The sequence below is a fragment of the Polaromonas sp. UC242_47 genome (genome assembly GCF_044452385.1).
In the GTDB taxonomy this organism is placed as follows: domain Bacteria; phylum Pseudomonadota; class Gammaproteobacteria; order Burkholderiales; family Burkholderiaceae_C; genus Polaromonas.
Genome location: NZ_JBIOAO010000001.1, coordinates 3,612,366 through 3,633,782 on the forward strand (window position 1 = coordinate 3,612,366; position 21,417 = coordinate 3,633,782).

A 21,417-nucleotide genomic window follows, 5' to 3' on the forward strand; every position below is an offset into this window, starting at 1 on the left:
GCGCGCCCGGTGGGCCAGCACCTATTGCCGGATGCGACCGCTGCTGGTGACAATGCTCAACTCGACAAACCGGGAGCCGGAGCGCATGCCGGGATCGAAGTCCACCTTGTAGCCGCCCAGGTCCAGGTCGGTGTTGTCCAGCGCAGTCACAAAAGCTTCACGCGAGACCTTGGGGCCCATGCGCCGCACGGCCTCCACAATCACCGAGCCGGCAATAAACCCTTCCATCATGGCGTAACTCACCGGCACCTCCAGGTTGGGCGTCTTGGCCGTGATGTCGCTGAACTCCTTGGTCAGCCGCCCTGAAATTTTGTAGGGATTGGGCGTGACCTGGGTGATGGCCACCCCTTTCATTTGTTCTTCACCCAGGCGCTGCGACATCTGTTCGATGTCCGCGCCGGAGTGGGCGAACAACTGCGCCGTGCCGCCATCCATGCGGTATTTTTCGATGAAGGCCGCGGCGGCGGACCCGCTGGCCACAATGATGATGGCCTGCGGCGCCGCGGCGATGAAGGCATCCACCACCGCGTTGCTCACCTTGGCCGTGCCCGGCGTGTACGCGCCTTTGGCGGTGACTTTGGCGCCCTTGCTTTTCATCACCTCTTCGGTGGCCGCGATCAGCGGCGCGGCGCCGGGACCGTCCTGGTAAAACAGCCCGATGCGGGTGATGCCCACGGTGACCAGGTGTTCGGTGATTTTGTTGATTTCGTCGCGCAGGCTGGCCCGAACGCTGTAGACCAGCGGCGCCTCGCTGCGGACCTCGTTGACGCGGTAACCCACCAGCGCAATTTTCTCCTTGTCCAGCAGTTTGGAACTCACCAGCTCGCCAATCACGCGGTCGCCGAAATAACCTGCCAGCACCAGCGGTTTGTGTTCGCTGAGCAGTTGCTGGGTGGCGGCGAGGTTGTCCTCAGGCCGGCCGCCATCGTCCTTGCGCACCAGGCTGAAGGTATGGCCGTTCACGCCGCCAGCCTTGTTGGCCTTGGTCAGCGCCAGCTGCAGGCCGGTGGAATAAGCGCGCGCCTGCGTGCCTTCCAGGCCCGACAAAGGCGCAACCTGTCCCACCACAATCGGGGCGGCGACCGCGGCCAGGGACGCCGCCAGGGTGCTGCCCAGGGCCAGGTTGCGGAGGAGGGATGGAACACACATCATGGACTTGTCTCCGTTTTATGAAATCAGCACAGCGATACGCTGCCTCCCCAAATTGAAGCATGGGGGAGGGGCAAAGTCGATTAGCGATATTACGGAGACGTCCAGACGCGAAGAAGGCGCGCGGCCCATAGCGGGCCCAGCCTCAGGGTGTTTTCGCGCCGGCCTCGAACCAGGCCTTGAGCTGGGCACGTTCGGCATCCAGCATGCCGGTGGCGTTGTTCAGGGGCATGGTTTTGCTCACGACCACCTGCTGGTACACCGCTTGTGCATGCTGGCTCAGCAAAGCCGGCGAATCCAGCCTGACGTTTTTCATCTGCAGTTGCGCGCCGTGGCACTGGTAACAGCGCTGCTCCAGCACTTTTTGCACATTTATATAGTCATTTTTGCCTGTAGCCCCCGTCCCACCTGTGGAAGCAGCTATTGAATTAGTAGCGACTCCGACCGGTGCCACGGCCAGGGGCGGCTTCAGCCCGACAATGGCCGCCAGAATCAGCAGCACGCCCACCAGCGCATACGGCAGCGGGTTGCGGTTGCGTCCCAGCTTGTAGCCGTGGCGCATCACAAAAAACTGGCGTATCAGCGCACCGGCCAGCATCATGACAATCAGCACCAGCCAGTTCTGCGGATGGCCGTAGGTGAAGCTGTAGTGGTTGCTGAGCATGGCAAACAACACCGGCAAGGTGAAATAGGTGTTGTGCACGCTGCGCTGCTTGCCGCGCTGGCCGTGCACCGGGTCCACCGGCTGGCCGGCCTTGATGCTTGCCACCACCTTGCGCTGCCCGGGAATGATCCAGAAAAACACATTGGCGCTCATGGCCGTGGCAATCATCGCGCCCACCAGCAGAAAAGCCGCGCGGCCGGCAAACCAGTGGCAGGCCAGCCAGGACGCCGCGCAGACCAGCAGCAACACCAAGGCGCCCACAATGGCGTCGCCGTTTTTGCGCTTGCCGAACAACTGGCAGATGCCGTCGTACAACATCCAGAACACCACAAAGAAAGACAGCGCCACACCGATGGCCGCGCCGGACGACCAGTTCATCAGCGACTTGTCGATCAGGTAGGTGCCGGCACTCCACAGGTAAGACACGGTGAACAGCGCAAAACCCGACAGCCAGGTGCTGTAACTTTCCCAGTAAAACCAGTGCAGGTGTTTGGGCAGCTCGGGCGGCTTGACCGCAAATTTGACCGGGTGATAAAAACCGCCGCCATGCACGGCCCAGAGTTCGCCGCTGACCCCCTGCTTTTTGAGGTCCTCGTCCACGGGCGGTGTCAGGCTCGAATCGAGAAAAACAAAATAAAACGAAGAGCCGACCCAGGCGATGGCGGTGATGACGTGGACCCAGCGCAGCAGCAGGTTGGCCCAGTCGAGGAGGTAACTTTCCATGTCTCAACTTTCAAACCTGCTCACCACTGCGGGCGCTCTGAGCAGAAATTCGGCCGCGAACACAATGGCTCCGCTGCGACCTGTCCACGAAAGTGTATACACCTTATGGACGCCAGATCAAGAAGGAAATTCAGGGTTTTCCCGTGGAAGCCTGCAGCAACAATTGTGCCGCCACCGCGACCGCAATCACCTCGGGCTCCTTGCTGTTTATGCCGGGCAGGCCTATCGGGCAGGTCACCTGCGCCAATTCCTCGTCGCTGTAGCCGCGCGCCTGCAGGCGGTGCCTAAAAGTCGCCCACTTGGTTTTGCTGCCAATCAGGCCGATGTAGGGCAAGTCGGCCTGTACGCGCTGGCGCTTTAAGCATTCGGCCAGGATATCGAGGTCTTCGGCGTGGCTGAAACTCATGATCAACACCCGGGACTGCGGCGCGAGGCTGCGCACAGCACCTTGCACCGGCTCCGAGTGTTCACAGGCCACCCGGTCGGGCAAGGTGTCCGGAAAAATGCCGTCGCGGCTGTCTATCCAGGTCAGGGCAAAGGGCAGGCGCGCCAGCACCTGGATCAGCGCATGGCCCACATGGCCGCCGCCAAACAAGGCAACAGGCTGTAAATGTGTGTGTAGCCGCAGACGCAAGGCCGGCACGTCGGCCGGCGCGACCGACTCGAATCGCAGCCGCACCACCCCGCCGCAGCATTGCCCCAGCGAGGGGCCCAGCACGATGCGGCTCTCGGCCACACCCGATACACCTTGCAAACGTGCACGTGCGCTCGCGATCGCCTGGTACTCCAGGTGGCCGCCGCCTATGGTGCCTACCAAGGTGTCGGCAAAAACCGCCATCCAGGTCCCCGCTTCACGCGGCACCGAACCTTGGGTGGCCGTCACCTGCACCAGCACGGCCGGCGCGTGGGCCAACTGCTGCAAAAACAATTCCGTCTGATCACTCACGGTACAAACCTTCTGACGCGGGCCGCCGCTGCCTGGCCCGCTGATCGCATAATTCGGCACAATCCATCCCGTCGCTGTTACACAGTCTGCATCTGAACAGACTGCACAATAGCAGCAACAAACACTTGGCGAAATTCTCAAGGATATGCATGTCTGAATTCCCTCCCCGCCGCTTCTGGCTGCTGGCCCTGCTCTCGGCAGCCGCAGGCGCCATCGTCTCGGCCTGCAAGACCGCCCCCACGCCGGCCGTGCCCTCCACGCCGTCGGAACCGGCCGGGCCACCAGCCGTGACAGGCCCGGCGACGGGCTCCCCCCAAAGCTCGTCGGCCACCACGGCGCGCGCTTACCGTCAAAGCGGCGCCAAGCATATCTACGGCTTGCACGGCGACCGCATCTACAAGGGCCGGATGCCGCCGTTGCTCTACGCCATCGGCGTGCTGAATGTTGAAATCAACCAGGCCGGTGCCGTCACCCGCCTCGACTGGATGCGGGCGCCGCGCCACGCCCCCGAAGTGGTGGCCGAAATCGAACGCATGATCCGCAACGCCGCCCCGTTTCCGGCGCCGGTCCGGCTTGGCAAGGTGGTTTACACCGACACTTGGCTGTGGCACAAAAGCGGCAAGTTCCAGCTGGATACCCTGACCGAAGGGCAGGACTGATTGGCCCCCACGGTCGTTCACTGCGTGTAACTCCCTGCCCCACTAGGGGGCGCTGCGCCTGCGGCCCGGCGGAGCCGGTTCCGCGGCCCTGGCTGGTAGGGACAAGCCGCCCCGATACGCCTAGCTACCGCGGTAAGTCGAATAACTCCAGGGGCTGACCAGCAGCGGCACATGGTAATGCTGGCTGGTGTCGGCGACGCCGAAGTCCAGGCTGACCTGGTTCAGGAAGTTTGGCTCAGGCAAATTCACGCCGCGTGCCCGGAAATAAGCCGACACATCAAATACCAGCCGGTAAGTGCCGCGCTGCAGGCTGTGGTTGTCGTAGAGCAGACCATCCGGGTTACGACCGTCGCTGTTCAGATCAAAGGACTTCACCAGACTGGCCTGGCCGCCGTCGGTGGTGTACAGCGCGACATGCATGCCGGCCGCCGGTGTGCCGTGCATGGTGTCCAGGACATGTGTGCTCAGGCCCATGGGTGCCTCTTTCTGGTGGAAGATGTAGTAAACAGAAGTGTATACAACTTTTTCACCTTCAGCTATCATGCATCGCATGGAATCTTCTGCCACCAGCTCTATTGTTGAAGCATTGACCCGGGCGATTGTTGACCACCGCCTGCATCCCGGTACCAAACTGGCCGAACAGAAACTGGCCGACCATTTTGGTGTGTCACGCACGCTGGTGCGGCAGGCCTTGTTCCAGCTGGCGCAAAACCGGCTGATCCGGCTGGAGCCGGCACGTGGCGCTTTTGTTGCCGCGCCGGCGGCCGACGAAGCGCGCCAGGTTTTTGCGGTTCGCCGCATGCTGGAAGCCGAGATGACACGCGCTTTTGTGCGCGACGTGACGCCCGCCAAAATCCGCGCACTCAAGGAACATGTAGCGCAGGAAAAAGCCGCCGTGGCCAAGGAAGACGTGGCCGGCCGCACCGAGTTACTCGGCGACTTCCATGTGCGTATGGCCGAACTGATGGGCAACGAGGTGCTGGCGCAAATGCTCAGCGAGCTGATCTCGCGCTGTGCCCTGATCACCCTGATGTACCAGACCAGTAGCGCGGCCGAACACTCCAACGACGAACACGCCGAAATCGTCAAGGCACTGGCCGCCAAAGACGAAGAACGCGCCGTGCGACTGATGGACGAACACCTGCTGCATGTGGAGCAAAACCTGACCTTCGACCGCAAGGTGCCCAGCAACGACATTTCGATGGCGCTGTCATGAACACACAAAAAACCACGGGCTATCCTCGAGACATGGTCGGTTATGGCCGCACCCCGCCGCACGCGCAGTGGCCGAATCAGGCGCGTATCGCCGTGCAGTTTGTGCTGAACTACGAGGAAGGTGGCGAGAACTCGGTGTTGCATGGCGACGCCGGCTCGGAGCAGTTTCTCTCGGAGATGTTCAACCCACCGAGTTACCCCGAGCGCCACCTGAGCATGGAAGGTATTTACGAATACGGCTCGCGTGCAGGCGTCTGGCGCCTCCTGCGCGAATTTGAAAAGCGCCAACTGCCACTGACGGTGTTCGGCGTCAGCATGGCCTTGCAACGCCACCCGGAACTGACGGCAGCCTTTGTCGAGCTGGGCCATGAGATCGCCTGCCACGGCCTGCGCTGGATCAATTACCAACGTGTCGATGAAGCGACCGAACGCGAACACATGCGCCTGGGCCTGGAGATCATCACGCAGATGACGGGCCAGCGTCCGCTGGGCTGGTACACCGGCCGCGACAGCCCGCGCACGCGGCGCCTGGTGGCCGACGACGGCCAGCTGGCCTACGACAGCGACTATTACGGCGACGACCTGCCCTTCTGGATGAAGGTTGAACGCAGCGATGGCACGCCCGTGCCACGCCTGGTTGTGCCTTACACGCTGGACACCAACGACATGCGTTTTGCGCTGCCCCAGGGTTTCTCGCAGGCCGACGATTTTTTCACCTATCTCCGCGACAGCTTTGATGCCTTGTATACCGAGGGCGATCCCCAGGGCCTGAATGCGCCGAAAATGCTCAGCATAGGCATGCACTGCCGCCTGCTGGGCCGCCCCGGCCGCATCGTCGCCTTGCAACGTTTTCTCGACCACATTCAACAACACGACCACGTGTGGATTTGCCGCCGCCTTGACATTGCACGTCACTGGATGCAAGTCCACCCTTACCAAGACTGAACATGACTTTGACCTTAGAACAATTGAACGCAGCGCCTCTTCCCGAGGCCACGACTTGGCTGGAAGGCCTGTATGAACATTCCCCCTGGATCGCCGCTGCCGCGCTTGCGCAACGCCCCTTCCGCTCGCTGCCGCAACTCAAACACCTGATGGCGCGTCTTATTCATGACGCTGGCCGCGAAGCCCAGCTCACCCTGATCTGCGCCCACCCCGAACTCGCCGGCAAAGCCATGGCCAGCAACACGCTGACAGCAGAGTCAACGAATGAACAAAGCAAAGCGGGACTGACCCACTGCACGGCCGACGAGTTGACCAAGATTCAGGCGCTCAACACCAGCTACCAGGCCAAATTCGGTTTTCCCTTCATTCTGGCGGTGCGTGGCCCGCGCGGCACCGGTCTGTCCCGGCAAGAGATCATCGCCACCTTTGAGCGGCGCCTGGCCAACCACCCTGACTTTGAACTGGCAGAAGCCCTGCGCAACATCCACCGCATCGCAGAACTCAGGCTCAACGACAAGTTCGGCATAGAGCCGAGCCTGGGCAACCAGGTCTGGGACTGGCAGGAAAAACTCAGCGCCTTCAGCGACCCGGATTACCTGGAAAAAGGCCAACTCACGGTGACCTACCTGACCGATGCACACCGTGCCGCGGCCCAGCAGATCAAACAAACCATGCAGGACAACGGCTTTGACGAGGTGTTCATCGACGCCGTCGGCAACGTGGTCGGGCGTTACAAGGCGGCGCAGCCCGGCGCCAAAACCCTGATGACAGGCTCGCATTACGACACCGTGCGCAACGGCGGCAAATACGACGGCCGGCTGGGTTTCTTCACACCCATGGCCTGTGTGGCCGAACTGTCGCGCCAGAAAAAGCGCCTGCCTTTCGACTTTGAAGTGATTGCTTTTGCCGAAGAAGAAGGCCAGCGTTACAAGGCCACCTTTCTGGGGTCGGGCGCCTTGATCGGCCAGTTCAATCCCGTCTGGCTGGACCAGAAAGATACCGACGGTGTGAGCATGCGTGAAGCCATGCAACACGCCGGCCTGCCGGCCACGCTGGAAGCAATTGCCCAGTTGCAGCGCAAGCCGGCCGATTACCTGGGTTTTGTCGAGGTCCACATCGAGCAGGGGCCGGTGCTCAACGAGCTTGACGTCCCCCTGGGCATCGTGACCTCGATCAACGGCGGTGTGCGTTATGTCTGTGAAGTCACGGGTATGGCCAGCCATGCCGGCACCACACCGATGGACCGGCGCCGCGATGCCGCGGTGGCCGTGGCGGAACTCGCGCTGTATGTGGAACAACGTGCGGCCCGTGATGGCGACTCGGTCGGCACCATAGGCATCTGGACCGTGCCCGGCGGTTCCATCAACGTGGTGCCGGGGCGCTGCCAGTTCACGCTGGACTTGCGCGCCCCCACCAATCCACAGCGCGATGCCCTGGTCAAGGATGTGCTGGCCGAACTCGCCGCCATCTGTGAGCGCCGCGGCGTTTACCATACCGCGGAAGAAACCATGCGTGCCGCCGCCGCCCCCAGCGCGACCGACTGGCAGCAGTATTGGGAAAACGCGGTCGACAGCCTGGGTGTTCCGCTCTACCGCATGCCCAGCGGTGCCGGTCATGACGCGATGAAGCTCCATGAAGTGATGCCGCAAGCCATGTTGTTTGTACGCGGCCAGAATTCGGGCATCAGCCACAACCCGCTGGAAAGCACCACCAGCGATGACATCGAACTCGCGGTCCAGGCTTTCCAGCATCTCCTGAACCAACTTGCGGACCAAACCCATGACTGATCACGACAAACTGGATGCCTGGGTGGACGCCCACTTCGACGAGGAGGTGCGCTTCCTGCAGGAACTGATTCGTGTCCCGACCCCCACCCCGCCCGGCAACAACGCACCGCATGCCGAACGTACGGCCGAACTGCTCAAGGCCTTCGGCTTTGAAGCGGAAAAACACAAGGTCCCGCCGGTTGAGGTCAAGGCCTATGGCCTGGAGTCGCTGACCAACCTGATCGTGCGCCGCCCTTATGGCGAAGGCAAAACCATTGCGCTCAACGCCCACGGCGACGTGGTGCCACCCGGCGAAGGCTGGACCCAGGACCCGTTTGGCGGCAAGGTCGAAGACGGCAAGATCTACGGCCGCGCGGCCGCGGTCAGCAAGTCGGACTTTGCAACCTTCACCTTTGCGGTGCGCGCGCTGGAGTCGCTGGGTGTACCGCTACACGGCAACGTAGAGCTGCATTTCACCTATGACGAGGAGTTCGGCGGCGAGATGGGACCGGGCTGGCTGCTCAAACACAAACTCACCCAACCCGACCTGCTGATCGCCGCGGGCTTCAGCTACGAGGTGGTCACCGCCCACAACGGTTGCCTGCAAATGGCCGTGACCGTGCACGGCAAGATGGCACATGCGGCCATTCCCGACACCGGCATCGATGCCCTGCAAGCGGCGGTGCACATCCTCAATGCGCTGTATGCGCAGAATGAGCTGTACCAGGACATCACCTCCGAGGTCGAGGGTATCAACCACCCTTACCTGAACGTCGGTCGCATCGAAGGCGGCACCAACACCAACGTGGTGCCGGGCAAGGTGACTTTCCAGCTGGACCGCCGCATGATCCCGGAAGAAAAACCGGCCGAAGTCGAGCGCGCGATCCGCAAGGTGATTGCCGATGCCGCCAAGGATTGCCTGGGCGTGCGTGTCGAGATCAAACGCCTGCTGCTGGCCAATGCACTCAAACCCCAGCCCGGCAACCAGCCACTGGTTGACGCCATCCAGAAACACGGGGAAGCCGTGTTCGGTGAGCCGATCCCGGCCATGGGCACACCGCTGTACACCGATGTGCGCCTGTATGCCGAAGCCGGCATCCCGGGCGTGATTTACGGCGCCGGTCCCCGCACGGTGCTGGAGTCCAACGCCAAACGCGCCGACGAACATCTGGTGCTGGAAGACTTGCGCCGCGCGACCAAGGTGGTGGCGCGCACGCTGCTGGAACTGCTGGGCGAACAGCCCCCTGCGGTTCAGTGAAAATCGCCCCGGACGTGATCCGGGATCCATGGCTGCATCTCGCAGGGCGCTGTTCCTGCCCGCCAGCAAAAAATTCAGCTCAAATTGGCCGCCAGCCCTTACCCCTTGGGCGTCAACAGCTACTGAATAAATAGCATCTGCTGTCAGAAATCCACAGCACATGACCCGGCTTGGCGGCTCCACGCGGCGCAGGCCCAGCCGGGGCCCTGTTACCGGGACGTCTCCGTTTGTCCTGACGAAATGAATCATTGAGCTGTGCAGAGGTCAGGCCTGCTCGCACGGTTTTGGCCAGCGCAAAAAAGCCGCCATTACCGTCATAACGGTCAAAACAGACTCGACCCAGGGTAAAGCAAACTCCGGGTTTTCCGCGATACTGGCTCTCCATAAAAGTGTATACAGTTTGGTGCACATCAACGTGCACAACAGGAGACACCCATGACTTCTTCGGTTCACCCGGTCGACGAACGGTTACCCGCGGGCAAACTCACGGCCCTCGGCCTGCAACATGTGTTGGTGATGTATGCCGGCGCCGTGGCCGTGCCGCTGATCGTCGGCCGAGCCCTGAAACTCAGCCCCGAGCAGGTGGCCATGTTGATCTCGGCCGACCTGTTCTGCTGCGGGATCGTGACCCTGATCCAGGCGCTGGGCGCCACCCAATGGTTCGGTATCCGTCTGCCGGTGATGATGGGTGTGACCTTTGCATCGGTGGCCCCCATGGTCGCCATGGCCAATGCCAACCCGGGCGCGCCGGGTGCCCAGCTGATTTTTGGCGCCATCATAGGCGCCGGCGTGATCTCCATCCTGATCGCGCCCATGGTCAGCCGCATGTTGCGTTTCTTCCCGCCTGTGGTCACGGGCACCATCATCGCTGTCATAGGCATCAGCCTCATGCGCATCGGCATCAACTGGATTTTCGGCAACCCGGTGGGCCCAACCGCGCCCAACATCGTTGATCCAGCCCATCTCAAATGGCTGGCCGACGTCACCTCGCCTGGCTCCGCACTGCCCAACACACCCAAAGGTTTGAGCATTTTGCCCACCGTGCCGAATCCGAAGTACGCCGACCTGACCGGCGTGGGCATCGCCGCCCTGGTGCTGGTGTCCATTTTGCTGATCGCCAAATACGCCAAGGGTTTTATCGCCAACATCTCGGTCTTGCTGGGCATTGTGGTGGGCGCGATGGCGGCCGCGGCCCTGGGACTGATGAACTTCGACAAGGTCAGCAAGGCGGCCTGGGTGGATGTGGTGCTGCCCTTCCAGTTCGGCCTGCCGGTGTTCGATCCGGTGCTGATCCTGACCATGACGCTGGTGATGATTGTCGTGATGATCGAGTCCACCGGCATGTTCCTGGCGCTCGGCGAAATGACGGAACGCCAGGTCGGCCAGGCCGACCTGGCGCGCGGCCTGCGCACCGACGGCCTGGGCACGCTGATTGGCGGCATCTTCAACACCTTCCCCTACACAAGTTTTTCGCAAAACGTCGGGCTGGTCGCGGTGACCGGCGTGCGCAGCCGTTTTGTCTGCGTGGCCGGCGGCCTCATCCTGATTGTGCTGGGCGTACTGCCCAAAATGGCGGCGCTGGTCGAGTCGCTGCCCACCGTCGTGCTGGGCGGCGCCGGTCTGGTGATGTTCGGCATGGTGGCGGCCACCGGCATCCGTATTCTCGCGGGCGTGGACTTCAAGGCCAACCGTTTCAACGCCTTGATCGTGGCCATCTCCATCGGCATCGGCATGATCCCGCTGATCGCACCCAATTTCAAACAATGGATGCCGCATGGCCTGCACCCGCTGATCGAGTCGGGCATTCTGCTCGCATCGATCAGCGCGGTGGCGCTCAACCTGTTCTTCAACGGCGCGAAGGAAGACAAGGTGGCTGCGATTCAGGCGGCCCGGCAGGCCGAGGCCCATTGACGTCGCCAGGCGAGAGCGGCCGGGCCGCTTCGTCGAATAGTGTGTAGCCTCAGGCCTTGGGCAAGGTTTCCCACCAACGTTCGCCAAACCGCCCCTGCAGGTAGGCGACAAAAGCCTGAACCTTGCCGGACACCCGTTTGGGCGAGGGAAACACGGCATGGATTTCCTGCTCGGGCAGGCTGTAACCCTTGAGCACTTCCAGCACATGGCCGGAGCTCAATGAATCGGCCGCGACGTACCGCGGCATGGCAGCAATGCCCAGGCCGCTGCGCGCCGCGGCCAAGACGGCCGACAGGTTGTTGGAGCGCAGACGGCCCGCCACCGGCACGGTCACCGGCTCGCCTTTGGGCGAAAGCAGCCGCCACACATCGTCGCCCAGCACGCTGCTGTAAATCAACGCGGCGTGGCTGCTCAGGTCCTTGGGTTTTTTCGGCGTGCCCTGCTTTTTCAGGTAACGCGGCGCCGCCACCATGACCCAGGGATTCATGCCCAGATAACGCGCGCCCAGCGTCGAGTCGGCGAGTTTGCCCATACGCACGGCCAGATCCAGGCCTTGCGAAAACCAGGTCGGTGTAACGGTCCTCGAAACTCAAGTCCAGTTGCACCTGCGGGTGGTGTTGCATGAAGTCCAGCGCCAGCGGCACGATGACACGCCGCCCAAATGCCACCGAGGTGCCTATGCGCAACAGGCCCTGGGCCTGGCTCTGGCCCAGCCGCACGATGTTGTCGGCCTCCTCGGTTTCGCGCACGATGATCTTGCACTTCTCGTAATACAAGGCACCCGATTCCGTCAGGCTGACGCCGCGGGTGTTGCGGTTGAGTAGCCGCACGTTCAGGCGCTCCTCGGTGGCCGCGATCTGCTTGGAGACCGTGGGCTGCGTGGTGGCGAACTCCCGTGCGGCTTTCGAGAAGCTGCCGGTTTCCACCACCCGCACAAACATGTGCATGACCTGTAAGCGATCCATGCGCCGATGATAGTCACTTATTCCATGGAGGAATAGGTTTTATGGCCCTGCCCCGTCTTCTGCCATGCCGCTGCCCTGCCTACAGTCGGCCTATCTACAGGAGATGACATGGCAAAAATGACAGCCGCCCAGGCCGCCGTCTGGGTGATGGAAAAAGAAGGCGTGACGCAGGCATTCGGCATTCCGGGCGCGGCCATCAACCCGCTGTATTCGGCGCTGCGCAAGCAGGGCACGATCAGCCATATCCTGGCCCGCCACGTGGAAGGCGCATCCCACATGGCCGAGGGTTACACCCGTGCCACAGCCGGCAACATCGGTGTCTGTATAGGCACCTCGGGCCCGGCCGGCACCGACATGATCACCGGCCTGTATTCGGCGCAGGCCGACTCGATTCCGATTTTGTGCATCACCGGCCAGGCGCCCCGCGCACGTCTGCACAAGGAAGATTTTCAGGCGGTGGACATCGAGGCCATTTCCAAACCCGTGACCAAATGGGCGGTCACGGTGCGCGAACCGGCACTGGTGCCGCGCGTGTTCCAGCAGGCCTTTCATGTGATGCGTTCGGGCCGGCCGGGCCCGGTGCTGATCGACCTGCCCTTCGACGTGCAGATGGGCGAGATTGAATTCGACATTGACACCTATTCGCCGCTGCCGGTGTACAAACCCGCGGCCACACGCGCCCAGATCGAAAAAGCGCTGACCATGCTCAACGATGCCGAGAAACCGCTGATCGTCGCCGGTGGCGGCATCATCAACGCCGACGCCTCCGACCTGCTGGTGCAGTTTGCCGAGATCACGGGTATTCCGGTCATTCCGACCCTCATGGGCTGGGGCAGCATCCCGGACAGCCACACGCTGATGGCCGGTATGTGCGGCCTGCAAACCAGCCACCGTTACGGCAACGCCACCATGCTGGCCTCGGACTTCGTGATCGGCATCGGCAACCGCTGGGCGAATCGCCACACCGGCTCGGTCGAGGTCTACACCAAGGGCCGAAAATTTGTCCACGTGGACATCGAACCGACACAGATAGGCCGCGTGTTTTCGCCCGACTTCGGCATCGTCTCGGATGCCAAGGCTGCGCTGGAACTTTTTGTGCAGGTGGCCACGGAATGGGCCGAGAAAGGCAAACTGAAAGACCGCGGCGAATGGGCCTCGGCCTGCCGCTACCGCAAAGGCACCCTGCTGCGCAAGACCAATTACGACAGCGTGCCCATGAAGCCGCAGCGTGTTTACCAGTGTATGACGCGGGCTTTTGGCGAAGACGTCTGTTACATCAGCACCATAGGCCTGTCGCAGATCGCCGGCGCGCAGTTTCTGCACGTCTACAAACCGCGCCACTGGATCAATTGCGGCCAGGCCGGCCCGCTGGGCTGGACCATCCCGGCGGCACTCGGCGTGCGTGCCGCCGATCCGACCCGCAAGATTGTGGCGCTGTCTGGCGACTACGACTTCCAGTTCATGATTGAGGAGCTGGCCGTGGGCGCGCAGTTCAAGCTGCCCTACATCCACATGGTGGTGAACAATTCCTACCTCGGCCTGATTCGCCAGGCTCAACGCGGCTTCGAGATGGACTACTGCGTCCAACTGGGGTTTGACAACATCAACACCGAACAGGATGAACCAGTCCGGACCTATGGCGTGGACCACCTCAAAGTCGTCGAAGGCCTGGGCTGCAAGGCCATTCGGGTGCACCGGCAGGAAGAACTCGCACCGGCGATCCAGCAGGCCGAAGCCTGGATGAAGGAATTCCAGGTACCCGTGGTCATCGAGGTGATCCTGGAGCGTGTGACCAACATCGCCATGGGCACCGAGATCGACAACATCACCGAGTTCGAAGACCTGGCGGCCAGCCGTGCCGATGCGCCCACCGCCGTGGCCGCCATGCTCGACTAGGAAACATCATGCCGAAATTCGCCGCCAACCTCAGCATGCTTTTTACCGAGCTTCCCTTCATGGACCGTTTCAAAGCCGCACGCGCCGCTGGTTTTGAGGCCGTGGAATACCTGTTTCCCTATGACTACAACAAGGAGAACCTCAGCGCCGCCTTGACATCCAACGGATTGAAGCAAGTGCTGCACAACCTGCCGGCCGGCGACTGGGCCGCCGGCGAACGCGGCATCGCCTGCCACCCCGAACGTGTAGCCGAGTTCCGCGAAGGTGTGACCCGCGCCATCGACTACGCCAAAGCACTGGCCTGCCCGCAGCTCAATTGTCTGGCCGGCAAGGTTCCGTCAGGGGTGAGCCGGGAGCAAGCCCATGCCACCCTGGTGGCCAACCTGCGCTTTGCCGCGCCCGCACTGGAAGCCGCCGGCATCCGGCTGCTGATCGAGCCTATCAACCACTTCGACATTCCTGGCTTTTTCCTCACCCGTACCGACCAGGCCTTGGCCCTCCTGGACGAAGTGGGTTCATCCAACCTCTTCCTGCAATACGACCTCTACCACGCACAACGCATGGAAGGCGAGCTGGCCAGCACCATCAGCAAACACCTGGCCCGCATCGCCCACATCCAGCTGGCCGACAACCCGGGACGCAACGAGCCCGGGACCGGCGAGATCAACTACGGCTGGCTGTTCCAACACATCGATGCTGCAGGCTACCGCGGCTGGATAGGCTGCGAATACAAACCCAAAACAAACACCACCGACGGGCTGGGCTGGATGGCTGGGGTGTCGACATGACCAAGTCCGGACTCAAACTCGGCTTCATCGGCCTGGGCATCATGGGTGCGCCCATGGCCAGCCATTTGCTCCAGGCTGGCCACATCTTGTTCCTGCACACGCGCAGCAAGGTCCCGGCACACCTGGTCGACAACGGCGCCACCCTGTGCACCACGGCCCAGGGCGTGGCCGAACGCGCCGACATCATTTTCCTGATGCTGCCCGACACACCCGATGTGGAGAAGGTGTTGTTCGGCGAAACCGGTGTCGCGAAAGGCCTGAAAGGCGTGGCGCACGCCCCTGCGGGGCGACGCAAGACCGTGGTCGACTGCAGTTCCATCGCTCCGATCGCCACCAAGGCCTTTGCCGAAAAAATACAGGCGCTGGGTTGTGACTACCTGGACGCACCGGTGTCGGGCGGTGAAGTGGGCGCCAAGGCGGCCAGCCTGACCATCATGGTTGGCGCCGAGGAAAAATCGTTCGAACGTATCAAGCCGTTGCTCGAGCTGATGGGTAAAAACATCACCCGGGTCGGCGGCATAGGCGATGGGCAAATCTGCAAGGTGGCGAACCAGATCATCGTGGCCCTGAACATCGCCGCCGTGGGAGAGGCGCTGGTCTTCGCCTCCAAAGCCGGCGCCGACCCGGCCAGGGTACGCGAGGCGCTGATGGGTGGTTTTGCGTCCTCGCGCATTCTCGAGGTGCACGGCGAACGCATGATCAAGCGCAGCTTCCAGCCGGGCTTTAGGCTGGCGCTGCACCAGAAGGATTTGAACCTGGCCCTGCAAAGCGCACGCAGCCTGGACGTGGCCTTGCCGCAGACCGCCATGGCGGCGCAGCTGATGCAATCCTGCGCAGCGCTGGGTCATGGGCAGGCCGACCACTCGGCGCTGGTCAAGGCACTGGAAGCCATGGCCAGTCACCCGGTGGCGCCAGACGTCTAGTCAGGTTTTCAGTGCCTGCATAACAGAGAAATCCGGCACAACCGCGCTGGCAAAACCGTGGCAATCCAGCGAGCGCAGGTCGATGCGGCCCTGTTTGATTTTCAGGCGCACCGCCCCATGTGAACGCTCATACACATCAGGATGGGCATTCAGGAAGTCTGCCTGTTCAGCCGTTGGCAAGGCCGCCATGCCATTGACATAGTGGTGACCGTTGCGTTCCACATGGGTGATGCCCAACAGATTGACCAGGGCCAGGTCTTGCTGAACCGACAGGCCGGCCTGTGTGGTCAGGTCTTCCGCCGACATGAAATAACGCTGCGCGCCCTCCTCTTGGTTCCAGGCTGCGCAACGCGCCGCATTCAGGATGGACTTGTAAAACCCCTTGCAGGTTTTGGACGACACACCGGCATACCCCTTGGCCCTCGCCCGAACAAAGGTGTCGAGCTCGCCATCGGACTCGTCAATGATCACCGGCTTGCCCAGGTCAACCGAGCGCAGGTCGACGTCCAGCGCGACCTTGCGGTTGATCGGCTGTTCGATGAACAGGATGGCGTCGTTCAGACGCCTGAGCGCCGGCGCCGCACGCATGGCGGCCAGCAGTTCGGCCACGCCTTGCGCGTCGTTGTATTGCTCGTTGCCATCCAGCGAGATGAAGTACGGCTGTGTCTGGGTGTCCAGCACGCCGGCGATGGCCGTGAGCCGCGCCAGGTCGGCATCCACCTTGCCGCCGACCTTTAGCTTGAAGTAGCGGTGGCCGTAGACCTTGACGACCTGCTCGAACGTTTCCGGCAACCCATCGTTGACTGGCTCGCTGATATCGGCAGACGTGATCGCATCCACCAGACCGACGGTGTGACGCGCTTCGATGGATGGCGCGGGCTTCAACCCCGCCATGAAGTTCTCGATGCCGAGGCCCTCCGACGCGCCGCGCCCGCCGCCGATGCCGGGAATGTTTTTTGTGATGGCGTCGTAGAAGGAGATGCCCAGTGCGCGGCACAGGCCGTCCAGCACCGCGCGGTCCAGCAGCGCCGGGCCGTAGCTGGCCAGCAGCGGGTTGAAGCCCCTGGCCGATGCAGCAGCCAGGTGCCCGTCAAAGTTCCGCCCGAAGTGGCCAAACGCCGTGGCGGCTGATGCATCGCCCAGGTAGGCCTCGCGCGCCATGCGCAGCACATCGCGCAGCTGGTTGAAATTGTCTTCGTTGCTGAGTTCCAGGTTCTTGTCGAACCACTTGGGCGCCATCAGCTCGGCGGCGGCGCCCCAGGCCCAGCGGCCGTCCGGCAGTTCGACGCGTGCGCGCACAAACGCCTGCGGGCTTTCGCGCAAGGTCACCACACCAAAGCGGAACGGCATGCGCAGCGTGACGGGGCGCTCGAACAGATCAATCTCGCGGACAAAAAATTTCAGTGCATCGCTCATGCATCCTTCTCCAGCGACTGCATGATGCCGCGTAAATACCCTATCGAATGCGCGGCCGACCCCATGCCGTCGGGCACATAGTCGAACGGCTCCACGGCGATGATGCCGCTGTAGTGCTTCTGCGCGCACATGCGCAGCAGGGTCTCCATGATGGGCTTGAAACGCATGGCGCCCTGCCCCGGCCCGCGCCGGTTCGGATCGTTCACCTGCACATGACCGATGCGGCCGGTGGGCATCCACTTCTCCATCAGCGCACTGACCGACTCAACTTCGGACTGGCCGGCGGCGCTGCAGTCGATCATGGTCTTGAAAGCCGGCGAATGGATGTCGTCCACCAGTTGGGCCGCCTGTGCGACGGTGTTCAGCACGTCGGTCTCGCTCTGTGATAGCGGCTCGATGCAGTAGGTCACGTCGCACGCTTCGGCCATGACGGCGGCCCTGGCCAGACATTCGCGCGCCCGCTCCAGCGTCTCGGGCATGGTGGCGCCGGGCGGCACGGCGCGCTGCTTAGGCGAGCCATGCACCAGGTAGCTGCCACCCATCAGTTTGCACAGCTCAACCAGGCGGCACATGACCTCGGTGGTGCGCTCACGCAGCGTGGCGTCCGGGCTGACAAGAGACAGGCCCGCGGGCGCGACCAGCAGCCAGTGCAGGCCGAAGATGGTGATGCCGTGGTCCTGCGCGATGCGGGCGAATTCAGCGGCCTGCACATCGGTGATAGCCATCGGATTGGCGGCCAATGTGAACGGTGCGACCTCCAGGCCGTCGTAACCCATGGCCGAGGCCGCCTTGCATTGGTACACAAATGACAGGTTTGCCAAGACCTCATTGCACAGCGCGATCTTCAGGCGGGGCTGCACCAGCCGGCGTGAGCTTCCTTCACGTGCCACGCGAGAACGCTCCCTTGATGCTTCCCGAAATGTTGCCCGTCAAGGCCCTGACACCGCGCTTGAACCAGGGGACGTACAGCAGGATGGTGAAGATCGTCACCGTTGCAAACACGATGCAGATGGGCCGCGTGAAGAACGGCGACAGGTCGCCGTCCGACAGCACAAGACCACGGCGCAAGCTTTTGTCCAGCAGAGGACCAAGCACCAGGCCCAGCACAAACGGCGCCATTTCATAGCCGCGGCGACGCAAGAAGAAGGCGCCAATGCCGATCGCCAGCATGACGTAGACATCGAACAGCCGCGACGCGCTGGCGAAGGCGCCGACCGTACACAGCAAAAAGATGATAGGCATCAGGATGGAGCGCTTCACGCGCAGCACCTGCAACAACGGCCGCACGCCAAACAGGCCGAACAGCAGGATGGTGATGGAGGCCAGCGTGGTCATGGCCACGACCTCATAAACAAAGTGCGGGTTCTGGATCATCAACATCGGTCCGGGCTGGATGCCATGGATGATCATCGCGGCCATCAGCACGGCCGAGGGCGCGGAGCCCGGAATGCCCAGGGCCAGCGACGGGATGATGTGGCCGGGGATGGAGGCCATGTCTCCCGTCTCGGCAGCCATCAGGCCGTCGATGGACCCCTTGCCGAACATCTCGGGTTCCTTGCTCGCGGCCTTGGCGGCGGCGTAAGACATCCAGGCGCCGGCGTCTTCGCCCACGCCCGGCAGAAGGCCGGTGAACACACCGATCACGCCCGAGCGCAGCACCGTCCAGCGGTATTCGATGATCTCTTTCCAGCGCGGCAGCACGGAGTCCTTCATCTCCACAATTTTGCGTTCGACCGGGTCGGCCAGCGTGGTCAGCACCTCCGCCATGCCGAAGGCGCCGACCAGTGCGGGGATCAGCGAGATGCCGCCCGACAACTCGTCCCAGTCGAAGGTGAAGCGGTTGTAGGCATACAGGCTCTCCTGCCCGATCTGCGCAACGAACAGGCCCAGCAGGCCCATCAGCCAACCTTTGAGCGGGTCGTTGCCGACGATGCTGCCCGACATGGTGACGCCGAACAGCGCCAACCAGAAAAATTCGAAGGCGCCGAACGACAGTGCCACCTCGGCCAGCAGCGGCGTGAACAGCGCGAGGCACACCACGCCAAACAGCGTGCTGACAAACGCGCCTGACGTGGCGATGCCGATGGCCCGCCCGGCCTGGCCCTTCTGCGCCAGCGCATACCCGTCCGCGCAGGACGCGGCGTTGGCCGCCGTACCGGGAATGTTCAGCAGGATGGCCGTGCGCGAGCCGCCGTACAACGCGCCCACATAAGAGCAGATCAACACCAGGATGGCGTCGTTGGCCTGCAGCTTGATGGTCAGCGTGGTGAGCAGCGCGATGCACAGCGTGGCCGACAGGCCGGGCAGGATGCCCATCACGATACCGACAAATGCGCCACCCAAGCCGTAGGCCAGGGTCAGCGGGTTCATGAAGCTGAGATAGGCGTGTCCGAGATCAGACAGTCCTTGAAACATGGGGGAGCCTTCGGGGGGAAAATATTAAGGCAGGCGCACCAGGAACAGTTCCTGGAACACCAGTTGCGTGACAACCGCGGCCAGCACGCCGATGACCAGCGCCTTGCGCCACGCACGCGGCGTCAGCTCGCGCTGCATGGGGTCGGCGCTCAGGCGTTGCAACAAGAGGATGGCGCCGGTGACGTAGATCGCCGAGGCCAGCCAGAACGGCAGGCCGTGGCCGACCAGGCCCACCGCATAGACCAGGCACAGCGCCACGACCACCCAGATGCGGCGCCGCTCCTCGCGCTGAAGCGCGGTGGGTGGTGCCAGGGGTTGGCTCAATGCGCCACGCCGCCAGCTGCGCAGCCCCAACAGCCCGCCCAGCAGCAGCATGGCCAGGCCCAGCAGGCCCGTCAACAGGCCCGGTACCGTGTACGGATTAATGTGCTGCGATTCCAGCCGGTCCATCCGCAGCGAACCGATCAGCACCGCGCCGCCAAGCAACATCCAGCCGGCCGCATCCTTCAAGTCCGATCGGGGCGGCATGTTCTTTTCTTCGGCGTGTATGTCGGCGTCGACGGGCTGGTTCGGCTGTGGGGCTGTCATTGTCTTGCGATGGTTCGGTCAGTGCGTGGTTCAGTGCGATGCATCAGTGCATCAGGGCTTGGGGATGCCCACGGTGTCGGGCGCGACCTTGGTCTTGCCGCTGCCATGCAGGTTCCAGGCATTGGCCTGCACGGCCGGGAACACGGCCTTCTGCGCAGCCTCACCCGCCAGCGGGTGGAACAGCGCACCGCGGCTGGTGGCGTATTTCTTCAGCGCCTCGCTCTTGACAATCTGCTCGGCCCAGATCTTTTCAACGGTCTTGATCACGTCGTCCGGCACGCCCTTCGGGATGAAGAGACCGAAGTAATTGGCCGGAGCAGTGAAGCCCGGTACGGTCTGCGACAGCGGCGGGATGGTGCCGTAACCTTCCAGCTCCAGCGGCTTGTCGCTCACGGTGGCCAGCGGGCGCAAGCGCTTGCCGCGGATCATGTCGGCCTGCTCGACGGCCAGCTGGGTGGTCATGTCGGCTTCGCCGGCGACGGTGGCCACCACGGCGGGGTTGCCGCCGTCATACGAAACTTCCTTGTACTTGATACCGGTGGACTTGACGATCTGATCCATGGCGGCATGCGCGGCGGAGGTCACGCCGGCCGTGGCGACGCTGATCTGGCCGGGCCTGGCCTTCATGTCGTCCAGCAGTTCCTTGGCGTTTTTCCATGGGCGGCCCGGGTTCACGCCGATCAGCTGGATGTTGGCCACGTTCAGGAACAGGTGCCAGTCCTTGATGCTGGTGTTGACTGAACCCAGCGTCTGGTAGGTGCCCAAATCCTGGGCGGCGCCGGCTGTCCAGGTGTAGCCGTCCTTGGCTGCGTCGAGCGCGCTCTTGGTGCCGATGGCACCGGATCCGCCGGGCTGGTTGACGACAACGATGGTCTGGCCCAGCGCCTTCTCGAGTTCAGCGGCTGTGACGCGGGTGACCTGGTCGGTCGAACCGCCGGCGGCCCACGGCACGATCAGATTGATGGGGCGTGACGGCTTCCAGTTCTGCGCCATGGCAGGCATGGCGGCGGCCAGCGCGACGGCGGCCAGGGAGAAACTCTTGAGGAAGAAACGCTTGTTCATGTTGTCTCCGGTGGTGATGTGTTGTGAATTTAATTACCCAAACGGTTAGTTAAAACACTTTATTAATTTCACCAAAGACTGTCAACGATGAAAGCCCTAGGGCACAACGCAGAACAACCACCCATCAC

The 21,417-nt window shown here is 62.7% G+C and carries 18 protein-coding genes and 1 pseudogene; 9 read left to right on the plus strand and 10 right to left on the minus strand.

Translation table 11 applies throughout. The annotated features are described in order from the left end of the window. Positions 1-21 precede the first annotated feature (21 nt). The 3 genes from ACHMXK_RS17480 to xdhC form a co-directional block, all read right to left on the minus strand. Entirely contained in the window at positions 22-1,149 is a 1,128-nt protein-coding gene (locus ACHMXK_RS17480; protein ID WP_397441799.1) for an ABC transporter substrate-binding protein, read from the minus strand. Positions 1,150-1,294: 145 nt separating this feature from the next. After that, a complete protein-coding gene (locus tag ACHMXK_RS17485; RefSeq protein WP_397441800.1) occupies positions 1,295-2,536 on the minus strand; it encodes a urate hydroxylase PuuD in 1,242 nt (413 codons plus the stop codon). Between the two features lie 130 nt (positions 2,537-2,666). Beyond that, the gene (xdhC, locus tag ACHMXK_RS17490; protein ID WP_397441801.1) at positions 2,667-3,482 is read right to left on the minus strand and encodes a xanthine dehydrogenase accessory protein XdhC; all 816 of its coding nucleotides are present in this window, start codon (positions 3,480-3,482) and stop codon (positions 2,667-2,669) included. A gap of 149 nt (positions 3,483-3,631) precedes the next feature. Between xdhC and ACHMXK_RS17495 the strand changes: the two genes are divergently transcribed. Beyond that, positions 3,632-4,141 (plus strand): hypothetical protein, encoded by a 510-nt coding sequence (locus ACHMXK_RS17495; RefSeq protein WP_397441802.1) that lies wholly within the window; start codon positions 3,632-3,634, stop codon positions 4,139-4,141. 120 nt (positions 4,142-4,261) lie between these two features. Here the strand turns inward: ACHMXK_RS17495 and uraH are convergent, their stop codons facing one another. Beyond that, positions 4,262-4,615 (minus strand): hydroxyisourate hydrolase, encoded by a 354-nt coding sequence (gene uraH, locus ACHMXK_RS17500; RefSeq protein WP_397441803.1) that lies wholly within the window; start codon positions 4,613-4,615, stop codon positions 4,262-4,264. A gap of 67 nt (positions 4,616-4,682) precedes the next feature. Here uraH and ACHMXK_RS17505 point away from each other — a divergent pair, with 67 nt between their 5' ends. The 5 genes from ACHMXK_RS17505 to ACHMXK_RS17525 all read left to right on the plus strand — a co-directional run bounded on the left by ACHMXK_RS17505 (position 4,683) and on the right by ACHMXK_RS17525 (position 11,236). Then, the gene (locus ACHMXK_RS17505; RefSeq protein WP_397441804.1) at positions 4,683-5,357 is read left to right on the plus strand and encodes a GntR family transcriptional regulator; all 675 of its coding nucleotides are present in this window, start codon (positions 4,683-4,685) and stop codon (positions 5,355-5,357) included. Next, a complete protein-coding gene (puuE, locus tag ACHMXK_RS17510; protein WP_397441805.1) occupies positions 5,354-6,301 on the plus strand; it encodes an allantoinase PuuE in 948 nt (315 codons plus the stop codon). The genes ACHMXK_RS17505 and puuE overlap by 4 nt, the downstream gene beginning before the upstream one ends. Before the next feature lie 2 nt (positions 6,302-6,303). Further along, entirely contained in the window at positions 6,304-8,088 is a 1,785-nt protein-coding gene (gene uraD / locus ACHMXK_RS17515) for a 2-oxo-4-hydroxy-4-carboxy-5-ureidoimidazoline decarboxylase (protein WP_397441806.1), read from the plus strand. Beyond that, a complete protein-coding gene (locus ACHMXK_RS17520; protein ID WP_397441807.1) occupies positions 8,081-9,325 on the plus strand; it encodes a M20 family metallopeptidase in 1,245 nt (414 codons plus the stop codon). Before uraD ends, ACHMXK_RS17520 begins: the two co-directional genes overlap by 8 nt. A 435-nt stretch (positions 9,326-9,760) precedes the next feature. After that, positions 9,761-11,236, plus strand: a complete 1,476-nt coding sequence (locus ACHMXK_RS17525) for a nucleobase:cation symporter-2 family protein (RefSeq protein ID WP_397441808.1) — start codon at positions 9,761-9,763, stop codon at positions 11,234-11,236. A 49-nt stretch (positions 11,237-11,285) separates the two neighbouring features. Here the strand turns inward: ACHMXK_RS17525 and ACHMXK_RS17530 are convergent. Beyond that, positions 11,286-12,201, minus strand: a pseudogene (locus ACHMXK_RS17530) (LysR family transcriptional regulator). Between the two features lie 108 nt (positions 12,202-12,309). Here ACHMXK_RS17530 and gcl point away from each other — a divergent pair. From gcl to ACHMXK_RS17545, 3 genes are read left to right on the plus strand one after another with little or no spacing between them, the layout of a single operon-like run. Then, a complete protein-coding gene (gcl, locus tag ACHMXK_RS17535) occupies positions 12,310-14,097 on the plus strand; it encodes a glyoxylate carboligase (protein WP_397441809.1) in 1,788 nt (595 codons plus the stop codon). 8 nt (positions 14,098-14,105) lie between these two features. After that, positions 14,106-14,885, plus strand: coding sequence for a hydroxypyruvate isomerase (gene hyi, locus ACHMXK_RS17540; RefSeq protein ID WP_397441810.1), 780 nt, complete (start codon positions 14,106-14,108; stop codon positions 14,883-14,885). Continuing rightward, positions 14,882-15,808 (plus strand): 2-hydroxy-3-oxopropionate reductase, encoded by a 927-nt coding sequence (locus ACHMXK_RS17545; RefSeq protein WP_397441811.1) that lies wholly within the window; start codon positions 14,882-14,884, stop codon positions 15,806-15,808. The genes hyi and ACHMXK_RS17545 overlap by 4 nt, the downstream gene beginning before the upstream one ends. Here the strand turns inward: ACHMXK_RS17545 and ACHMXK_RS17550 are convergent, their stop codons facing one another. Genes ACHMXK_RS17550 through ACHMXK_RS17570 form a run of 5 tightly spaced genes read right to left on the minus strand, consistent with a single transcriptional unit; the run spans position 15,809 to position 21,289 of the window. Next, on the minus strand, positions 15,809-17,224 hold the full coding sequence (locus ACHMXK_RS17550; protein WP_397441812.1) for an enolase C-terminal domain-like protein: 1,416 nt from the start codon (positions 17,222-17,224) through the stop codon (positions 15,809-15,811). Further along, positions 17,221-18,114: a sugar phosphate isomerase/epimerase family protein gene (locus tag ACHMXK_RS17555; protein ID WP_397441813.1), complete on the minus strand. Its 894-nt coding sequence runs from the start codon at positions 18,112-18,114 to the stop codon at positions 17,221-17,223. Before ACHMXK_RS17555 ends, ACHMXK_RS17550 begins: the two co-directional genes overlap by 4 nt. Continuing rightward, the gene (locus ACHMXK_RS17560; protein WP_397441814.1) at positions 18,104-19,639 is read right to left on the minus strand and encodes a tripartite tricarboxylate transporter permease; all 1,536 of its coding nucleotides are present in this window, start codon (positions 19,637-19,639) and stop codon (positions 18,104-18,106) included. The genes ACHMXK_RS17555 and ACHMXK_RS17560 overlap by 11 nt, the downstream gene beginning before the upstream one ends. 24 nt (positions 19,640-19,663) lie before the next feature. Continuing rightward, positions 19,664-20,227, minus strand: coding sequence for a tripartite tricarboxylate transporter TctB family protein (locus ACHMXK_RS17565; protein ID WP_397441815.1), 564 nt, complete (start codon positions 20,225-20,227; stop codon positions 19,664-19,666). A gap of 51 nt (positions 20,228-20,278) precedes the next feature. Continuing rightward, on the minus strand, positions 20,279-21,289 hold the full coding sequence (locus ACHMXK_RS17570; protein ID WP_397441816.1) for a tripartite tricarboxylate transporter substrate binding protein: 1,011 nt from the start codon (positions 21,287-21,289) through the stop codon (positions 20,279-20,281). Between the last annotated feature and the right edge of the window lie 128 nt (positions 21,290-21,417).